Source organism: Undibacterium sp. Xuan67W (assembly GCF_049340165.1).
In the GTDB taxonomy this organism is placed as follows: domain Bacteria; phylum Pseudomonadota; class Gammaproteobacteria; order Burkholderiales; family Burkholderiaceae_D; genus Undibacterium.
Genome location: NZ_JBMPPN010000006.1, coordinates 1 through 18,049 on the forward strand (window position 1 = coordinate 1; position 18,049 = coordinate 18,049).

Consider the following 18,049-nt stretch of genomic DNA (forward strand, 5'->3'; position numbering starts at 1 on the left):
TGATTACATCGAAGTGTTCTACAATCGCAAACGGCGACATAGTCATTTGAATCAGATGAGTCCCCTAGCTTTCGAGCAACAACAATTTGGAAGTTAAGAGTTGTCTACGAAATTAGGGGAAGTCCAAGTTGTAGACAAAAAAATACCCCGAAAGTTCGGGGTATTTTTTACCGGCGGATAAAACTGGCTTATTTTGAAAACTTATTTAAAAAAACCACTTCAAAAAGTTATTTCAAGAAGCGCTCTCAAGACTCCGCGATGAAATGGGTTACACAACGTACAGCGTTACAGCAACTCACTCCGGGGTTCCTCAATTATTTTGCGCTCATCAATGCCATCGTCGTGTCGAGCATACGATTGGAGAAACCCCATTCGTTATCGTACCAGCTGGATACTTTTACCAGACGGCCGCCATTGACCTTAGTCAGCGTTTCATCGTAAGTCGATGATGCAGGGTTGTGGTTGAAGTCAACGGAGACCAGCGGTGCTGTGTTGTAATCCAGAATGCCTTTCAATGCGCCTTCTGAAGCGGTCTTCAATACTTTGTTAATTTCTTCAACAGTCGTATCGCGAGACGCAATAAAAGTCAGGTCAACAACCGACACATTGATGGTTGGAACACGCATTGCATAGCCATCAAGCTTGCCGTTCAGTTCTGGCAAAACTAGGCCAACTGCCGCTGCTGCGCCAGTTTTAGTCGGGATCATGCTCATGGTAGCCGAACGAGCACGACGCAAGTCTTCGTGCATGACGTCTGTCAACACCTGGTCATTTGTGTAGGCGTGGATAGTCGTCATCAAACCGCTTTCGATACCGATCGCGTCGTTCAATGGCTTTGCTAGTGGTGCCAGGCAATTCGTTGTGCATGAAGCGTTAGAGATAACTGTGTCTGTGGACTTCAGAACATTGTGATTCACACCGTAGACAATTGTTGCATCAACATCCTTGCCGCCTGGTGCGGAGATGATGACTTTTTTCGCGCCGCCAGCCAAGTGAGCAGAGGCTTTTTCTTTTGTAGTAAAGAAGCCTGTGCATTCCAAAACGACGTCTACATTCAATTCACCCCAAGGAATATTCGCCGGATTACGTTCTGCGAAGACTTTGATCTTGTCGCCGTTGACGATCATAGTGTCGCCCTCAACAGATACAGTGCCAGGGAACTTACCATGGGCGGTATCGTAACGTGTCAGGTGAGCGTTGGACTCTGCATTACCAAGGTCGTTGATGGCAACGATCTGGATGTCGTTTTTGAATTTGCCGCCTTCGTAGTGGGCACGCAGAATGTTACGACCGATACGGCCATAGCCGTTGATTGCGACGCGAATCGTCATGGTTTTATCTCCAATAAAAACAGTAAAAAATCTTTATAACTCTTAACCTGTAGAAGCTACTCTTAAACTGAATTACTTCTTCACACTTACATCCTGGTTCAGATGCTTAATAAAAGACTAATGCAAGGTTGGCGCGCTCTCTGCTGATGTCAGATGCAATTCAGTCAGCTCGTTCAGATCCGGCCAGCCGTAAGCGACTTCTTGCAATTCGAGCTCATCCCAGATGAAATCCTGTTCGACCAAAAACTGTCCGCCAAAATTTTCATAAAACTGGCGTGCTGCTTTATTGCCAGTCAAGACCCAGACCAGCATATTACTCGCACCCATCGCCTGCAAAGTACGAGCGACTTTTTGCAATATACGCTGACCGATACCAGAGTTCTGAAATGCCGGACGTAAGTAAATCGCAGTCAGCTCCGAGTGCATACCCTGTTTCTCTTCCTTCAGCAGCATGCCAGACGCAAAACCGATAATCTCATCGTCCGCGATCGCAACAAAGACGCAGACCGCCGGGTTGTCTGCCGTCAATATGCGAGTCCAGATCGCCGCACTGTCATCAAGCTTCATTTCATCGAGATACGCATCGGGCATGATGCCGCGGTACGTAGTGCGCCAGCTTTCGATGCGCACGGCAGCAATCGCCTGCGCATCTGCGACAGTAGCACGACGCAAACTAATTTCTTTGATTACGCTCATGCCAGAGTCGCTTTTACTTTGGCAATAACGTTGTCTACCGTAAAACCAAAGTGTTTAAACAGGACGCCAGCAGGAGCGGACTCGCCGAAGGTATCGACTCCGACAACAGCGCCTTCCAGTCCCACGTATTTGTACCAGAAGTCGGTTACACCGGCCTCGATCGCGATACGTGGCAGGCCTTTACCCAGCACTGCTGCTTTGTATACGGCATCCTGGCGATCAAATACATCGGTTGAAGGCATAGACACGACACGCACCGCGATACCCTGCTCAGCTAAGGCTGCTGCAGATTTCACTGCGAGTTCAATCTCAGAACCTGTTGCAATCAATACGGCTTTGGCGTCGGTGACATCTTGCAATACATAACCACCTCGCGAAATATCCGCGATCTGTTGTGCAGTACGCTCTTGATAAGGCAAATTCTGACGCGAGAAAATCAGGGTCGACGGACCATCATGACGCTTGACTGCAAATGCCCATGCGGCGGCGGATTCAACCGTATCACAAGGACGCCAGTTATCCAGGTTCGGGATCAGACGCATGCTGGAAACGTGCTCGACGGATTGATGGGTCGGACCGTCTTCACCCAGACCGATTGAGTCATGTGTAAACACGAACAGAGTACGGATTTTCATCAGCGCAGCCATGCGAATGGCATTGCGGCTGTAGTCAGAGAAAGTCAGGAAGGTTGCGCCGAAAGGAATGTAGCCACCATGTAGAGCGATACCATTCATCATCGCACTCATACCAAATTCACGCACACCATAATTAATATGATTACCGGCCTGATTGCCACGTACAGCGACGCATTCTTTCCAGTTCGTCAGATTGGAACCGGTCAAATCCGCGGAACCGCCGAGAAATTCTGGCAGTGAAGGAGCGAATGCCTGAATCGCGTTCTGGCTCGCTTTACGCGTAGCGATGTTTTCTTTTTTCTCTACACAAGCAGCAATCGCGCTGGCAACTACTTCATCAAAATTCGCCGGAAGATCGCCGTTCATACGACGTGTCAGCTCGGCAGCCTTGGCCGGATACTGCGCGGCATACGCTACGAATTGAGTGTTCCACTCCGCTTCAGCTTTCGCACCATCTTCCTTCGCATCCCATGCCGCATAGACGTCAGCAGGAATTTCAAAAGGTGCATAGTCCCAACCGATATTGGCACGAACTGCAGCAACTTCTTTATCACCGAGCGCTGCGCCGTGAACATTGTGGGTGCCCTCCATATTCGGCGAACCTTTACCGATTACGGTTTTGCAGCAGATCAATGTTGGCTTGCTTGATGTCTTGGCTAACTCAATCGCCTTGGATACCGCGGCAGCGTCATGCCCGTCAACAGCACGAATCACATTCCACCCATAGGCCTCAAAACGTTTTGGCGTATCGTCAGTGAACCAACCTTCAACATGACCGTCAATCGAGATGCCATTATCATCCCAGAACGCAATCAACTTATTCAGTTGCAACGTACCCGCCAGTGAGCAGGCTTCGTGCGAAATACCTTCCATCAAGCAGCCGTCGCCCATGAACGCATAGGTGTGATGATCGACCACGTTCAAACCAGGCTGATTAAACTCGGCGGCGAGCAATTTTTCTGCCAGGGCCATACCGACTGCATTCGTGATGCCCTGACCCAGCGGACCTGTCGTAGTTTCAACGCCAGGCGTAACATGCACTTCAGGATGACCGGCGGTCTTGGAATGCATTTGACGGAAGTTACGGATCTCATCCATCGACAAGTCGTAACCAGTCAGATGCAGCAAGGAATAATGCAACATCGAGCCATGGCCGTTCGACAAAACGAAGCGGTCGCGGTTAATCCATTGAGGATTGCCCGGATTGTGGCGGTAATGTGTTTTCCACAAAGCCACGGCAATATCGGCCATCCCCATAGGAGCGCCCGGGTGACCGGAGTTAGCTTTTTGAACGGCATCCATGGACAAAGCGCGGATCGCATTGGCCATTTTGGTGATTGTTGCTGGCTGGAGGGAAGAAGTCATAGCGTCTATTTGAGCTGATTAGGCAAATGTAGTCTGAGAAAAGCTGGTCGGTGAAGCAAGGCAGCAACAATATGTAACGGACATCATGTTCTGCAAAGTCCGTTATTTTACCAGAGCGCGACAACAGAACACCCGGTCGCGACTAAGTGATGCGTAAAACTTCAGCGTTTTTTACAGCACAGGAAGGCAATTTGCGCTTATTTTCATGGAAAATGGTGATTTTCCTGGTGACAAATAGAAAATGATCCATAAAGAGCCTTTCTGAACGACACTCCGTCAATCCCAAGCGATACAATTGCGATAATTTCAATAATTCGCTCAAGCAAGTCTTGGCAGATAACACAGAATATGGAAGGTTTACACCTGACCGCAGATTGCTTTGATTGCCAATGCCCGTCTCCCTTGATGCTGGATATACAGTATCTGCGCTCAAACGCTATCAAAGCAACTGAACAAGCCGGGCTCAGCATCGTGGGAGAGAAATTCCATGCTTTCTCTACACATGCCGGTGATCCGGCCGGCATTACTGGCACCTTGCTGTTAGCTGAATCCCATCTGGCTATCCACACATGGCCAGAGCGTAACGCCGTCACGCTGGATGTCTACGTCTGCAACTTCAATGCGGACAACAGTATGAAAGCGCGCAGGTTAATGGATAGGCTGATCAATCAATTCCGGCCTAAAAATTCAAACAGGCAAGAACTGATGAGAGGCGCACCGGAACTGACTGAAACTTTAAGCGGCACAGCAGGCGACACAACGGGCGACATAGTAATAGAATATTTAACGCCTGATACGATGTACGGCACCCGTCTCGGCGCGACGATTGCCAGCGTACAAAGCGCATTTCAGCAAATTGATATCCTGCATAGCCCGGATTTTGGCAAGATCATGCGTATTGACGGCGCGTACATGACTTCGGAAAAAGATGAATTCTTTTATCATGAATGCCTAGTACATCCTGTTGCCGTTGCTCACCCCGCTCTACAGTCCGCACTGATCATCGGCGGCGGCGACGGCGGATCGACTGAGGAACTCTTAAAACATCCGGGTATCCAGCACATAGACTTGTGTGAAATTGATGCCAGCGTCATCGAACTGGCGCGCGCGCATCTCAAGCCGATACACCGGGGTGCGCTTGACGATTATCGGGTCAAGCATATCCATGAAGACGGCTTTGCTTTTATCAAAAACACTGACCGTCAATACGATGTGATTTTTCTGGATTTAACTGATCCAATCAGCCCGAACGGCACGGAACTGGCAGCCAGTTGTATGACTGCCGATTTTTTCGTCGCATGCAAGCGTCGTCTTGCAAAAAATGGTGCGCTGGTGATGCATCTCGGGAGCCCTTTCTACCATCCGCAACGGGTTGCAGATACCTATGCAGCACTAGCGAAAATTTTTACTACCGTACGACCCTATACGGTATCCATACCATTGTATGGAGCGTTATGGGGTATGGCGATTACAAGCGATAATCTGGATCCCATTGCAATGACAAAGCAAGAAATTGGTGATCGCATGGCGCAAAGAAAGCTAACGGATCTGCAGTATTACAACATCGACATCCATCATGCACTGTTCGCATTGCCCACCTTCGTGCAAAATATAGTCACCAAGGAGATCCAATGACGACGCTCAAAAAAATTCGCAGGAGCCGTACCGTTCCCCTCGTTTTTGCCACCGCCGCCGCGGTCACAGCGTGCGGCAACAACGTACAAGAAACGACGTCACTCAGAGATGAATATAAAAATCTCGAAGACTGCACCAAGGATTGGGGCAGCATAGACCCCTGCAGTCCGGAAGTCGCACAACAGGGAAACACGCTGCTAGGCAGCGGCCATGGCAGCACCTACACCGGTCACTATTTTGGCCCATCCTACGCTGAAGGCAACCGTGAGCAGGCGCAACGGGGCTACAACCCGAACATCTTCTCCAGCAATAATAACAATACCACCGCTGGCGTTGGCACCAGCAATTTCAACAGCACTAATAGCGCTAATGGCACTAATACCAGCAACGATCATGCTATCGGACGCTCGGTCATGAGCCGTGGTGGCTTTGGCGGGACAGCACACGGTTTTTCCGGAGGCGGCTAATGATACGGGAATCACGCCGTCCACGCGCCAACTGGCAAGCTCAGTTTGAAGCGCTGGGGTTTAACTACCATTCAATCGATGGCCTGTATTGGGATGAACGTTACGCTTACCGTTTTAGCAGCGATCAGATTGATACGCTGGAACAGGCAACGATTGACCTTCATCAAATGGCGTTGCAGGCGGTAGATCATGTCATTCGTCATGAGCGGCTGGCACAGTTTGCGATCCCTCAGAGTTTTTGGCCTCTTGTTGAGCAAAGTTGGCACGATAAAGAATTTTCTTTGTACGGACGCTTTGATCTAAGCTGGGATGGAACCGGTCACCCGAAAATGCTGGAATATAACGCCGATACACCGACAGGATTAGTCGAATCCAGCGTAGCGCAATGGTATTGGCTGCAAGACGTATTACCCCTTGCAGATCAATTTAATTCGTTGCACGAAAAACTCATCGCCCAGTGGAAAACATTTCCGGCCAAAGGCATGCTGCATTTTGTATGCGCCGGTGGTAATGAGGAAGACGAAGGTAATTTATCGTATCTGCGCGACACGGCAATCCAGGCAGGCTGCGCCACCAAACAATGTGCGATCGAAGATATCGGCTGGGATCCTTCGCAAGCCGCCTTTGTCGACGCAATGGATGTCCGTATCGACAATGTGTTTAAACTCTACCCATGGGAATGGTTATCCCGCGAAACGTTTGCCACTCACTTGTTAGCCAAGCCGATGCGCATCATCGAACCCGCATGGAAAATGATTTTATCCAATAAAGCCATTCTGCCAGTGATGTGGGAATTATTTCCGCATCATCCGAACCTCTTGCCTGCGTTTTTTGATGCATGGCGAATACAAGGCGATTTCGTCAAAAAACCCCTGTATTCACGTGAAGGAGAAAATATCTCCATCTATGCAAACGGTACTGCACTGCATACACCCGGACAATACGGCGCAGAAGGATTTATCTATCAAGCCTATGCACCACAACCGAAATTTGATGACGGTATTACGCCCGCATTTACTTCTATCGGCTCCTGGGTCATCGGCGATGATGCTGCAGGCATAGGCATACGCGAAGACGAGAGTCTGATTACAAAAAATACCAGCCGCTTCATACCGCATTACTTTGAGTAATATCGATACCAACAAAAAACAAACCGACAAACACCAACAGCACCAAAAAAAGCAAAAAGGATCACTATGAGTGAGCACATTATGAACACCGGCATCCCCGCCTTCCTCAGTCATTTTGGTTTGTCGCTATTATTACTGGCAAGCTTCATCGCCTGCTACGTAGCCATCACACCCTACCGGGAAATCCAGCTAATCCGCGCTGGCAATCACGCAGCCGCCGCAAGCTTGTCCGGTGCGGTACTCGGCTATTGTGTCGCCCTGGCTTCCGCCATTGCCAATAGCATCAACCTCATCGACATGCTGTGCTGGGGCGCCATTGCATTGGCAGTACAATTGCTCGCGTTTGGCGTGGTCCGTCTGCTGCTCCCCGGGCTGGTTGCCGACATACCAGACAATAAAATCGCCTCAGGTGTATTTCTCGGCTCAGTTAGTCTGGGTCTAGGTTTATTAAATGCAGCTTGTTTAACGTACTGAGGTATTGATGAGGAACGGCGCACTCATGATAAGTGCGTCCGGCTCACATTCCGCTTACCCTATATCGCAAGCCATATTTAGCAAGTCATATTTATAATCCTCGCATCACCCTAGTTCTGCGACAATGTGAACTACGCATCAATTCTCCTCTACACATACGATATGCCACGTTTTTATTGCCATCTTCCGCTCGCTGTTGGCGCTTCTATTGATTTGCCGCCTGACGTCGCTCATCACGTTTTTGTTTTACGACTGATAGCGAACGATCATATTTGTATCTTCAACGGTGAAGGCGGGAGCTATATTGCGACGCTGACGTCGGTTGCGAAGAAAAACGTTAGCGCTGATGTCAAAGTATTTTTACCGGAAGAATGCGAATTACCGTATGCCCTGACGCTGGCGCAGGCCTTGCCAGAGGCATCCAAGATGGACTGGATCATTGAAAAAGCGATTGAGCTTGGTGTCACGACGATACAACCTCTTTCGTCACAACGATGCGTAGTCCGTTTATCTGCCGAACGTGCTGAAAAAAAACTCGCGCACTGGCAAGGCATCATCATCGCCGCAGCCGAGCAATGCGGACGCAATCGTCTCGCTCATTTGTCGCCAGTCATGGATTTACCTAAATGGCTGGCACAACAAGACATTCATAAACGTATCTTACTTTCGCCAAGAGCAAATCAATCGCTTGCAGACTGGGCTCGTCATCACCCTGCGCAATCAGTCAGTCTGATGATCGGTCCTGAGGGTGGCTTTTCTGAAGAGGAAGAAATGCTCGCGATCAGGCAAGGTGTATTGACACTAAGCATGGGGCCGCGCATCTTACGCACGGAGACTGCGGGTCTGGCAGCCATTGCGACTCTGAACGCCGCATGGGGTGGCATGTAGGTCGACAGGTTGGGATTTGTTTTCCCTGAAAATGAACTTAGCCTCAGTCTGCAATTAGCGATTTAATTAATTTCAAATCAGCTTAATCACAAGCCAGCGCTTTTGCCGCTGCCGTTTTTTTGAAAAAACGCGCGTAGCCACATGCATTTTCTCCGTACAAATCTAGTTTCGCTTGATCAGCACCAGATTCCAGCAAAAACCGGATTGACGGCAACTGATCATATTGTGCGGCAACCATCAGCGGGGTAGAGCCACGCGCTTCGCTAAACGGCGCATCAATCTCGGCACCATGTTCTTGCAAAACACGCATACTGCGCACAGCGCCGACAAAGGCAGCGTAATGCATCGGCGTCCAGACCTGATTGCTGGCCAGCCTCACATCAGCACCCGCATCGAGCAAGATAGTTACCACCTCAACTGCGTCGTTATTAATGGCGTCGAATAACGCGCTACGATTTCCCAACCGATAACCTGCGGCATCAACGACAACAGGCGTCACATCGTCAACCCGTGCGCCACTTGCCAGCAATAATTGCACCTTGCCTACATCCGCCTCCTTCGCTGCGCGCATCAAGCGGGTCAGCCCACCTTCATCACGCTGATTTGGATCGCCACCCTCAGCTAGCTGCGCCTGCAGCTGTGCATACGTCTCGACTGGCACAGGAGCTCTTTCTGAGAAAGTTGAGAGCGCTTCGTGATTGACAGAATCAAACATCGGCAACACAAAAAAGACGATTGTGCCCCATCCCGTAACCGCAAGGAAAGAGAATAAAACGACGAGGCCTAGCCACGATTTTTTGCTTTCGATTGCCATTGTCACAGGCGCTGATTTTGCCAACTCTGCCATATCAAGGGGATATAAGCGCTTGGGCTCATGCAACAGCACCTGCCAGTCAATCTTTTCAGACGCAACCAACGCAGAACCGACGGGCAACAGAAAAATTACATCATCGCCCATTACCTTGACGCTCAATTTCCAGATAATTTTTTTATTCTTACCGTCTGCATCACCCGATGCCGGCAAATTCGAAGGAAAATCAATGACAAAACTGGTCTGCACAGTCGCATGAGCGAGTTGAATATCGCTCACAAGGTACGACCACAGCGTGGTGGTACTGGTATCTTCGCCACTACTGTCTTCATAATCGCATTGACATTCAATCCTTACCGGATAGGCAGGCTGACGCGTACCTAACAGACCTGTACGCTCTCCAAGCGGTGGGATAAAACGTACGCTGCACGCCCATTCACTCAACCCGATTTGCGGTGCTCTGGCCATGACTAACACTGGCCTTCCAATACGCTTTCTTACCAACCATAATTTCACTGTAAAAAAGATCATCCCCAAACCAACCAAAGGAAAAATCACTACTACAAGGATCAGTGGATTTTTGACAAAATTAGAGGATATGAGTGCCACGCCAGAAATCGGCCACGCTAACAGATTCCAGAACACAGCAAAGAAGCCCAACGGCAGCGCGCCGCTTTGTTCCGGCAGGATAATTAGGTTAGAAAGTGGTACTTGATAATGCTGCGCAAATTCCGCGGTAACAGCAGGGATCGTAGGAGTCACAGGCTCAGCTGATGGCCGCCAGATCTGCCAGAGTGCCCAGCAAGCGCCAATCCCCACCGCCGGAAATAGCAAGGCGAATGGCAACAGAAACAATAGCCGCATCCAGCGTATTGTGCGGTCATAGACGGCAAAGTCAGGATCACCGGGATCGACCCAAAGCGTGACGGACTGCTCTTGGTCTTTGGCGTGCTGTAATTCGCCATAAATATCTCGTTGGTAGCTGCCAATATTATCGCTAGTATCTCCGCCGATATTAATGCGCTGGCTGCGATGGTACTGAGCGTTGTAGCTATAACTAAATTCTGCTTTTACCTGATATATCCTGGTCTCACCATCATGTTCATCAAGCGAGAGTTTTTCGATATGCGCCTGTACCGCCACCAGATTCTGCGCCTTCCAGCAGCCCATAATTTGCTTCGCTAGAGGCATCACGCCTACTGCTATTCCACCCGCCGTAAAGCTGACTGCAAATATCAGAGCGAATAAACTTGAACCTATTTTTGAACCAATTGTTTTTATTTTTTTCATGCTGCAAATGTAGCAGAGCGCAGGCTGGCAAGGCCACAGGTAACGTTGCAAAATTGCCTCTCGTTAAGCAAAATAACAAACGAGATGATCGTTCTCACCGATAGTACAGTTAGCTCGTCCATGAAAAGAATAGTTTCACGCCGTTGTCCGGATTTTTAGTTGGCAGTGAAAACAAAAAATGCCGGCCGGCACTATTCATACAAAGTTCACAATTACATTAATCTTTTAGTATTAAGATGGCGGCTATTACTGTTGTAAGGTAATTCATCCACCACCTCAGAAAGGGATTGTATGGGACTTCTAGACGCAGCATTAGGTATGTTGGGCGGCAACGCGGATCAGGGCAATGATCCTAAAGCCATGTTGATACAAGCGGCGCTGGGCATGCTGACCAATAATCAATCGGGAGGCTCAGGAGGAACAGGAGGCCTGACTGGTCTGATCAGCGCTTTTCAAAATTCGGGCATGAGTGACATCGTCAATTCATGGGTCGGCACAGGACATAATTTGCCAATCTCGGCGGAGCAAATTCAGAGCGCACTCGGTAATGGGCAGTTAGCACATTTGGCAGCATCCGCTGGGCTATCACAAGATGGTGCAGCAGGACATCTGGCAGAGATATTGCCGGGTCTGGTAGACAAACTCACCCCACACGGTGAAGTGTCTGAATCAGGTTTTGGCGATCTTGGCAGCATCCTGCAACAAGTATCCGGCGCCTTCCTGAACAAAAACTAATACTTCACGATGCCGGATAAACACTGATCTGGCATCGCCTTTCCAGCAACAACGTTGTAACCCGGGCGACGGTGAGATTTTCGCCATCTTCCGGCCGTAACCACATTTATAACTATCTTCATAATCACATTCAATCTCCTCAGGCGTTATCCATATACTAGATGGGAGTACATGCATTTTTATGCCTTAATCCGTTGTGATTACAAGGTAATTTAAATATACTCCCCTATGTTTTCATTTATCTTAGCCAGAATACCCCGTCAGCACAGTCAGCCGCCGTAAGCTACGCACAACACAGCTTCACACCGCACCGGCTCGTCACAATCAATAGAGGCCGCAGGCAATCTCGGTTACACTCTGCGCTTTATTGCAAGTGAGCTGGCCATGAGTGACTTCCCCGTAATTAGCTGGATTGAAAACGATCAGCCCTATCAGGCTCGCTGGCATTCTGAAAGCGGTGCTCCTGCACCAAAACGCGTGCAGATCGCCGATGACCGCATGACTGCCGAATCGGCCTACAGGCTTGCTTGCGAAGGTACGGGATTACTCTGGCGCGGTGACTACCAAAATGCACGACAACTGCTGCAAGCACTGGCACGCAGGATCGATAAAAAACCGGCTAAATCACGCAAAACCGAGAAAACACCTGCGACGCTGACCGAGGCATTTCATTTACATCGTCAGTCACAATCGCAGCGCGCTCGCGTACTGGCGATGCTACTGATTCCGTTCAATGCTGACTACAGCATCCCATTGCGACGTGCGCCCGATGTCAGTCTGGCATGTAGTGAAGCTTATGGCCCGGCAGATCATGACAGCACCGCATTCGTTGCGTCTCTCAGAGAATTACTTGGGCTCGTCGGTGCACACGAGTGGCGAAAAAATGGTGTCGACATACCCGCATTAGGTCAGCGTATCCATCCATATTACGGCGTTTTCTCACCTGTACGCGGCGAGTATCTGGACCTGCTAGCCAAAGCACCGCTACCCGGAAAACAACTAGCATTTGATATCGGCACCGGCACTGGCGTCATCTCAGCCGTCCTTGCACAACGTGGCGTGCAACGCATCGTCGCTACCGACCAGGACGATCGTGCACTCAGTTGCGCACGCGACAATCTGCAACGATTGGGCATGTCCGATCAGGTTGAAGTGATCAAAACCAATTTATTCCCACCCGGCCGCGCAGCACTGGTCGTCTGCAATCCACCATGGGTTCCCGCACGCCCTAATTCGCCGATAGAACACGCTGTTTACGATCAGGACAGCAGCATGTTGCGCGGCTTTTTATCTGGTGTCGCAGAACATCTGGAACCTGGAGGAGAAGCCTGGCTGATCATGTCCGATCTGGCGGAGCATCTGGGATTACGCACGGCTGAAGAGTTGTGGTCGTGGATAGACGCCGGCGGCCTCGAAGTCGCCGGTAAAATGGACATTAAACCACGGCACGGCAAAGCCACTGACATCACCGACCCTTTGCACGCGGCACGCTCTGCTGAAATCACCTCATTGTGGCGTTTGAAAACGAAAACAGCAAAATAAGCTAGAGTAGAGCCAATAAATGTAATCACCTTTCAACGCAACATGCCGTTTGCAGTCAACCGCATGCTGCGCCACCCTACCGAATTCAAGATGCGACGTCGCCCAATAAGCCTGATGGTGAACCACATAGTTAGATGTGCGATCGCAATCAGCTCACTCGTTTCGGCTAGCTCCTACGGCACAGATCGCTACGTCATCGATCCCGAACATACTTTTTCAGTCTTTGAATACAGTCACTGGGGTTTGTCCTTGCAGCGCGGGCGATTTGACAAAAACAGCGGTGTAATTGAACTCGATTTGATGAATAAAACCGGCTCTGTACAAATCGATATTGATGCCAGTTCTGTCAGTACCGGGGTCGCCTTATTCGACAATAATCTGCGCTCAACGAGTTTTTTCGATACAGCCCAGTTTCCGAAGATTGCCTTCAAATCTACTAACTTACGTTTTGACGACAATGCTAGGCTGACTGGCATCGATGGAGAGCTCACTATTAAAGGCGTGACACGTCCCGCCAAATTCGAGCTGACGCAATTCAATTGCCGCTTTATAGTCCTGTATCTGAAATCAGCATGTGGCGCAAATGGCTCCACGAAAATCCTCCGCAGCGATTTCAACGTGGGTCGTTATGTCCCATTCGTCAGTGATGAAGTGACTTTGTATTTCAGTGTCGAGGCGATTAAAGAGTAATACGTGCCAGCTTGCTTAATTTGGTACAAACTAATCGCAGAATAAGTAACGAAAAAGTAGCAAATAAGCAATAAATAAGTGCAAAAAAATGCAGCAAATCTGCTGGTGTTTTTTGCAAAACACGCTTAATTGCTCCCGTATTCTGTGATGCCGACGTCATTTCAGTGTCAGCAAAATGACTCTACCCTGCCGCGCAGTAAAGATATGGAAGTCCCCTGTATGCCAACCACCAATGGCTTAGTGATCGCCTCGCCTCTGGTTTTGCGCGATTTTTTGCGCATCTTACTGACTATTCGGTGCTGAAAGCCCTTGTTTCCTCAGCCATAAGGCAAAACCATTTGAGAAAGCATTTATAATCGAAGGTTTTTGCAGCAGTTTTCCTCACACAATATGAAGGTATTTCGCGGACTCCCCAATGCTGCCTCACGTGCGCCCTGCGCACTGGCGATAGGCAACTTTGATGGCGTACATCTTGGGCATCAGGTTTTGTTGTCCCATTTGCGCGCGGCCGCTACGCGCCTAAAGGTCGATGCGGCGGTCATGACGTTTGAGCCGCATCCGCGCGCTTTTTTTGCTCAACTGTCGGGCGACCTCAGCAAAGCGCCAACGCGCATCGCCAATCTGCGCGACAACATGGCGTCGCTGGACGACGCCGGCATTGATCGCGTGATTGTGGAACATTTCAATGCCCACTTCGCATCTTTGTCACCGCAAGATTTTATTGAGAAAATTCTGGTGCAAGGCCTGCATGTCAAATGGCTCATGGTAGGCGAAGATTTTCGTTATGGCGCCAAACGCGCAGGCGATATCGATATGCTCATTGAGGCCGGCAAGCTACACGGTTTTGAGGTCGTCACTCTGCCCGCGGTACAACACAAGGGCGAGCGCATTTCCTCCTCCGCAGTACGTTCTGCGCTGGCGGCGGGGAAATTTGAGGAATCAACACATCTGCTCGGCCGTCCTTACCGTATCTCAGGCCATGTCGTGCATGGGCAAAAGTTAGGCCGGACAATTGGCTTCCCTACCTTGAATGTACGGATTGCACATCACCGCCCTGCTTTGCAAGGTATCTTTATCGTGCAGGTACATGGTCTGTCTGAGCAAGCTTTGCCTGCCGTCGCCAGCCTCGGTGTGCGTCCTACCGTCGATGACAGCGGCCGCGTACTGCTGGAAACTCATGTATTTGATTACAGCGGCAATGCCTATGGCAAATTAGTTCAGGTCGAGTTCCTGCAAAAGCTGCGTGACGAAGAAAAATATATCGATCTGCCGACTCTGACCGAAGCTATCGAACGTGATGCCGAACAAGCCAGAGCCTATTTTCGCAATCGCGCCACAGGTGCCATCTCTGCTACCGACCGAATTTGAAGATCACGCCCCGCCATTCGATTCACCTGCACTTGAATTGATTTGCATTGTGTAGTCTTTACAATATCGTCAAAAAATACCAAAGAATATCCAACTTAAAGAAAATCATGTCCAACGAAAAGTCAGCAAAAGTCGCCAGCAAATACCCGGTCAATATGACGGAAACCTCATTCCCGATGCGCGGCGATCTCGCCAAACGCGAGCCGCAATGGGTGAAGCAATGGCAAGACAAAAAAATCTATCAGCGTATCCGCAAGGCTTCGGCTAGTCGTCCAAAATTTATCCTGCATGATGGCCCTCCGTATGCCAACGGTGACATCCACATCGGTCACGCCGTCAACAAGATCCTGAAAGACATGATCGTCAAAGCACGCAACATGGCGGGCTTTGACGCACAGTACGTGCCAGGCTGGGATTGTCACGGTATGCCAATCGAAATCCAGATCGAAAAACTGTACGGTAAAAATCTGCCCGTGGCCGAAGTACAGGCGAAAGCACGTGCGTATGCGAATGAACAAATCGAACGCCAAAAAGCAGACTTTATCCGCCTCGGCGTTCTGGGTGAATGGGACAATCCTTACAAAACCATGAACTTCGGCAATGAAGCCGACGAAATCCGTGCACTCGGCAAATTGCTTGAAAAAGGTTACGTGTATCGCGGTCTGAAGCCGGTCAACTGGTGTTTTGATTGCGGCTCTGCACTAGCCGAAGCAGAAGTGGAATACGAAAACAAACGCGATCCGTCCATCGATGTCGGCTTCCCGTTTGCGGAGCACGATAAGATCGCTGCAGCGTTTAAACTCGCCAGGCTGCCTATCGACAAAGGCTATTGCGTGATCTGGACCACGACGCCGTGGACCATTCCATCCAATCAAGCATTGAACATGCATCCGGAAATCACTTACGCATTAGTCGAAACCGTGCGTGAGGGCGAACCGACCTTGCTGATTCTGGCCAACGACCTGGTGGAAGCATCGCTGACCAATTACGGTCTTGAGGGTAAAGTCATCGGAACCTGTCTCGGCGCAGACCTTTCAGAAATCAAATTCAAACATCCGATGGCCCAATTGGATGCGGGCTACGACCGTTTTTCTCCTGTCTATATGGGCGACTACGTTACGCTCGATAGCGGCACAGGCGTGGTTCATTCCGCACCAGCTTACGGTATTGAAGATTTCCAATCCTGTAAAGCACACGGCATGAAGGATGATGCAATCATCGCGCCAGTGATGGGTGACGGAAAATTTGCCTCCTCACTGCCTTTCTTCGCAGGCATGACGATCTGGGAGGCGTCCAAACCGATCTGTGACAAACTCAAAGAAGCTGGCGCCTTGTTCTCGCTAAAGATGTTTGATCACAGCTACATGCACTGCTGGCGTCATAAAACGCCGATCATCTACCGCGCCACATCGCAGTGGTTTGCGAGCATGGACAATACGCCGAAAGATGGTGGCAACAGCCTGCGCCAAACTGCATTGAAAGCAATCGACGAAACCGCATTTTTTCCGGCGTGGGGCAAAGCGCGTCTACATGGCATGATTGCCAATCGTCCGGACTGGACATTGTCACGTCAGCGTCAATGGGGCGTGCCGATGGCGTTTTTCTTGCACAAAGAAACGGGGCAACTACATCCGCGTACACCAGAATTGCTGGAGCAAATCGCCAAGCGTGTAGAAACGGAAGGCATCGAAGCATGGCAAAAAATCGAAGTTGCCGATTTGCTTGGTGACGAAGCCGATATGTACGTCAAAAACCGCGATACGCTGGATGTCTGGTTTGATTCCGGCACTACGCACTACACAGTTTTGCGCGGTTCGCACAAAGAGCATTCGCAATTCCCTGCCGACTTGTATCTGGAAGGTTCGGATCAGCATCGTGGCTGGTTCCATTCATCTTTGCTGACGGCATCGATGCTGGACGGCCGTGCGCCATATAAAGCCTTGCTGACACACGGTTTTGTCGTCGATGGCGAAGGCAAGAAAATGTCTAAGTCCAAAGGTAACGTTGTAGCGCCACAAAAAATCTCGGACACTTTGGGTGCAGATATCTTGCGTTTATGGGTTGCTGCGACCGATTATTCCGGCGAGCTGTCCATCTCTGACGAAATCTTGAAACGTGTAACGGAATCTTATCGCCGTATCCGCAACACCCTGCGCTTCCTACTGGCAAACACGTCTGACTTCAATCCTGCAACGGATGCGGTGGCATTGAGCGAGATGCTGGAAATCGACCGTTATGCGATCGCAAATATGGCTGCTTTGCAAGCCGATATTCTCGCGCATTATGAGCAGTTTGAATTCCATCCGGTGGTCGCAAAATTGCAGTCATTCTGCTCGGAAGATCTGGGAGGTTTCTATCTCGACATCCTGAAAGACCGTCTGTACACAAGCGGCACAACATCCGCAGCACGCCGCTCTGCACAGACCGCGATCTGGCATATCACGCAAAGTTTGCTGCGTCTGATGGCACCTATTTTATCTTTCACGGCCGAAGAGGCATGGGCAAGCTTTGCTAGTAAAGAAGCCTATGCAGACAGTGATGAAACTATCTTCACGCAACTGTATTATGCTTTACCCGTAATCGACAATGCAGCTGCACTGATGGAAAAATATACAGCCTTGCGTACGATACGCACAGACGTCACCAAGCAATTGGAAGAAGTTCGTGTTGCCGGTGGCATCGGCGCCTCATTACAAGCGGAGGTGACGATTAAAGCAAGCGGTGCAAAATTCGATTTGCTGCAAAGCTTTGCAGATGACCTGCGCTTCGTGTTGATTACCTCGGCTGCAACGGTAGAGCGGGTAGCGTCAGAGGACGAAGAAGCCGTGATCGTGACTCCATCAGCAAATCAAAAATGTGAGCGCTGCTGGCACTATCGTGCGGACGTTGGCACGCATGCGGAGCACACAGGCTTGTGCGGTCGCTGTGTCAGTAATTTGTTCGGTACAGGCGAAGCACGTCAATTTGCGTGATACTGGGAGATTACTGTTTC

Annotated in this window: 15 protein-coding genes; 11 read left to right on the top strand and 4 right to left on the bottom strand. The window is 49.9% G+C overall.

The window, feature by feature from the left end; genetic code table 11:
• Positions 1-97: IS3 family transposase (locus tag ACO0LE_RS07280; RefSeq protein ID WP_422958693.1), on the top strand; the 97-nt coding region annotated here is incomplete at its 5' end.
• A gap of 217 nt (positions 98-314) precedes the next feature.
• On the opposite strand, the gene gap is transcribed toward ACO0LE_RS07280, so the two are convergent.
• The 3 genes from gap to tkt form a co-directional block, all read right to left on the bottom strand.
• Positions 315-1,331, bottom strand: a complete 1,017-nt coding sequence (gap, locus tag ACO0LE_RS07285) for a type I glyceraldehyde-3-phosphate dehydrogenase (RefSeq protein ID WP_422959755.1) — start codon at positions 1,329-1,331, stop codon at positions 315-317.
• Positions 1,332-1,448: 117 nt separating this feature from the next.
• Positions 1,449-2,027, bottom strand: coding sequence for a GNAT family N-acetyltransferase (locus tag ACO0LE_RS07290; protein ID WP_422959756.1), 579 nt, complete (start codon positions 2,025-2,027; stop codon positions 1,449-1,451).
• Complete coding sequence (gene tkt / locus ACO0LE_RS07295) at positions 2,024-4,027, bottom strand: transketolase (RefSeq protein WP_422959757.1); 2,004 nt, start codon at positions 4,025-4,027, stop codon at positions 2,024-2,026. Before tkt ends, ACO0LE_RS07290 begins: the two co-directional genes overlap by 4 nt.
• Before the next feature lie 348 nt (positions 4,028-4,375).
• Here tkt and speE point away from each other — a divergent pair, with 348 nt between their 5' ends.
• The 5 genes from speE (at position 4,376) to ACO0LE_RS07320 (ending at position 8,621) form a co-directional block, all read left to right on the top strand.
• Positions 4,376-5,662 carry a polyamine aminopropyltransferase gene (gene speE / locus ACO0LE_RS07300; protein WP_422959758.1) on the top strand — a complete coding sequence of 429 codons (1,287 nt, stop codon included), beginning with the start codon at positions 4,376-4,378 and terminating at the stop codon, positions 5,660-5,662.
• On the top strand, positions 5,659-6,129 hold the full coding sequence (locus ACO0LE_RS07305) for a DUF1190 domain-containing protein (protein ID WP_422959759.1): 471 nt from the start codon (positions 5,659-5,661) through the stop codon (positions 6,127-6,129). The genes speE and ACO0LE_RS07305 overlap by 4 nt, the downstream gene beginning before the upstream one ends.
• Positions 6,129-7,259 carry a glutathionylspermidine synthase family protein gene (locus ACO0LE_RS07310; protein ID WP_422959760.1) on the top strand — a complete coding sequence of 377 codons (1,131 nt, stop codon included), beginning with the start codon at positions 6,129-6,131 and terminating at the stop codon, positions 7,257-7,259. The genes ACO0LE_RS07305 and ACO0LE_RS07310 overlap by 1 nt, the downstream gene beginning before the upstream one ends.
• Before the next feature lie 66 nt (positions 7,260-7,325).
• The gene (locus ACO0LE_RS07315) at positions 7,326-7,733 is read left to right on the top strand and encodes a DUF350 domain-containing protein (RefSeq protein ID WP_422959761.1); all 408 of its coding nucleotides are present in this window, start codon (positions 7,326-7,328) and stop codon (positions 7,731-7,733) included.
• 162 nt (positions 7,734-7,895) lie between these two features.
• Complete coding sequence (locus ACO0LE_RS07320) at positions 7,896-8,621, top strand: 16S rRNA (uracil(1498)-N(3))-methyltransferase (protein ID WP_422959762.1); 726 nt, start codon at positions 7,896-7,898, stop codon at positions 8,619-8,621.
• 82 nt (positions 8,622-8,703) lie between these two features.
• On the opposite strand, the gene ACO0LE_RS07325 is transcribed toward ACO0LE_RS07320, so the two are convergent.
• Positions 8,704-10,722 carry an ankyrin repeat domain-containing protein gene (locus tag ACO0LE_RS07325; RefSeq protein ID WP_422959763.1) on the bottom strand — a complete coding sequence of 673 codons (2,019 nt, stop codon included), beginning with the start codon at positions 10,720-10,722 and terminating at the stop codon, positions 8,704-8,706.
• Between the two features lie 291 nt (positions 10,723-11,013).
• On the opposite strand from ACO0LE_RS07325, the gene ACO0LE_RS07330 reads away from it, so the two are divergent.
• From ACO0LE_RS07330 to ileS, 5 genes are all read left to right on the top strand, one after another.
• On the top strand, positions 11,014-11,457 hold the full coding sequence (locus ACO0LE_RS07330) for a YidB family protein (RefSeq protein ID WP_422959764.1): 444 nt from the start codon (positions 11,014-11,016) through the stop codon (positions 11,455-11,457).
• Positions 11,458-11,841: 384 nt separating this feature from the next.
• Entirely contained in the window at positions 11,842-12,999 is a 1,158-nt protein-coding gene (locus tag ACO0LE_RS07335) for a methyltransferase (protein WP_422959765.1), read from the top strand.
• 42 nt (positions 13,000-13,041) lie between these two features.
• Positions 13,042-13,689 (top strand): YceI family protein, encoded by a 648-nt coding sequence (locus ACO0LE_RS07340; protein ID WP_422959766.1) that lies wholly within the window; start codon positions 13,042-13,044, stop codon positions 13,687-13,689.
• A 390-nt stretch (positions 13,690-14,079) separates the two neighbouring features.
• Positions 14,080-15,057, top strand: coding sequence for a bifunctional riboflavin kinase/FAD synthetase (locus ACO0LE_RS07345; protein WP_422959767.1), 978 nt, complete (start codon positions 14,080-14,082; stop codon positions 15,055-15,057).
• Positions 15,058-15,164: 107 nt separating this feature from the next.
• Positions 15,165-18,029, top strand: coding sequence for an isoleucine--tRNA ligase (gene ileS / locus ACO0LE_RS07350; protein WP_422959768.1), 2,865 nt, complete (start codon positions 15,165-15,167; stop codon positions 18,027-18,029).
• Positions 18,030-18,049 lie beyond the last annotated feature (20 nt).

Coding starts and splice junctions, on each gene's coding strand:
- gap (WP_422959755.1), bottom strand. CDS start 1,331: ATGACGATTCGCGTCGCAATCAACGGCTATGGCCGTATCGGTCGTAAC.
- ACO0LE_RS07290 (WP_422959756.1), bottom strand. CDS start 2,027: ATGAGCGTAATCAAAGAAATTAGTTTGCGTCGTGCTACTGTCGCAGAT.
- tkt (WP_422959757.1), bottom strand. CDS start 4,027: ATGACTTCTTCCCTCCAGCCAGCAACAATCACCAAAATGGCCAATGCG.
- speE (WP_422959758.1), top strand. CDS start 4,376: ATGGAAGGTTTACACCTGACCGCAGATTGCTTTGATTGCCAATGCCCG.
- ACO0LE_RS07305 (WP_422959759.1), top strand. CDS start 5,659: ATGACGACGCTCAAAAAAATTCGCAGGAGCCGTACCGTTCCCCTCGTT.
- ACO0LE_RS07310 (WP_422959760.1), top strand. CDS start 6,129: ATGATACGGGAATCACGCCGTCCACGCGCCAACTGGCAAGCTCAGTTT.
- ACO0LE_RS07315 (WP_422959761.1), top strand. CDS start 7,326: ATGAGTGAGCACATTATGAACACCGGCATCCCCGCCTTCCTCAGTCAT.
- ACO0LE_RS07320 (WP_422959762.1), top strand. CDS start 7,896: ATGCCACGTTTTTATTGCCATCTTCCGCTCGCTGTTGGCGCTTCTATT.
- ACO0LE_RS07325 (WP_422959763.1), bottom strand. CDS start 10,722: ATGAAAAAAATAAAAACAATTGGTTCAAAAATAGGTTCAAGTTTATTC.
- ACO0LE_RS07330 (WP_422959764.1), top strand. CDS start 11,014: ATGGGACTTCTAGACGCAGCATTAGGTATGTTGGGCGGCAACGCGGAT.
- ACO0LE_RS07335 (WP_422959765.1), top strand. CDS start 11,842: ATGAGTGACTTCCCCGTAATTAGCTGGATTGAAAACGATCAGCCCTAT.
- ACO0LE_RS07340 (WP_422959766.1), top strand. CDS start 13,042: ATGCCGTTTGCAGTCAACCGCATGCTGCGCCACCCTACCGAATTCAAG.
- ACO0LE_RS07345 (WP_422959767.1), top strand. CDS start 14,080: ATGAAGGTATTTCGCGGACTCCCCAATGCTGCCTCACGTGCGCCCTGC.
- ileS (WP_422959768.1), top strand. CDS start 15,165: ATGTCCAACGAAAAGTCAGCAAAAGTCGCCAGCAAATACCCGGTCAAT.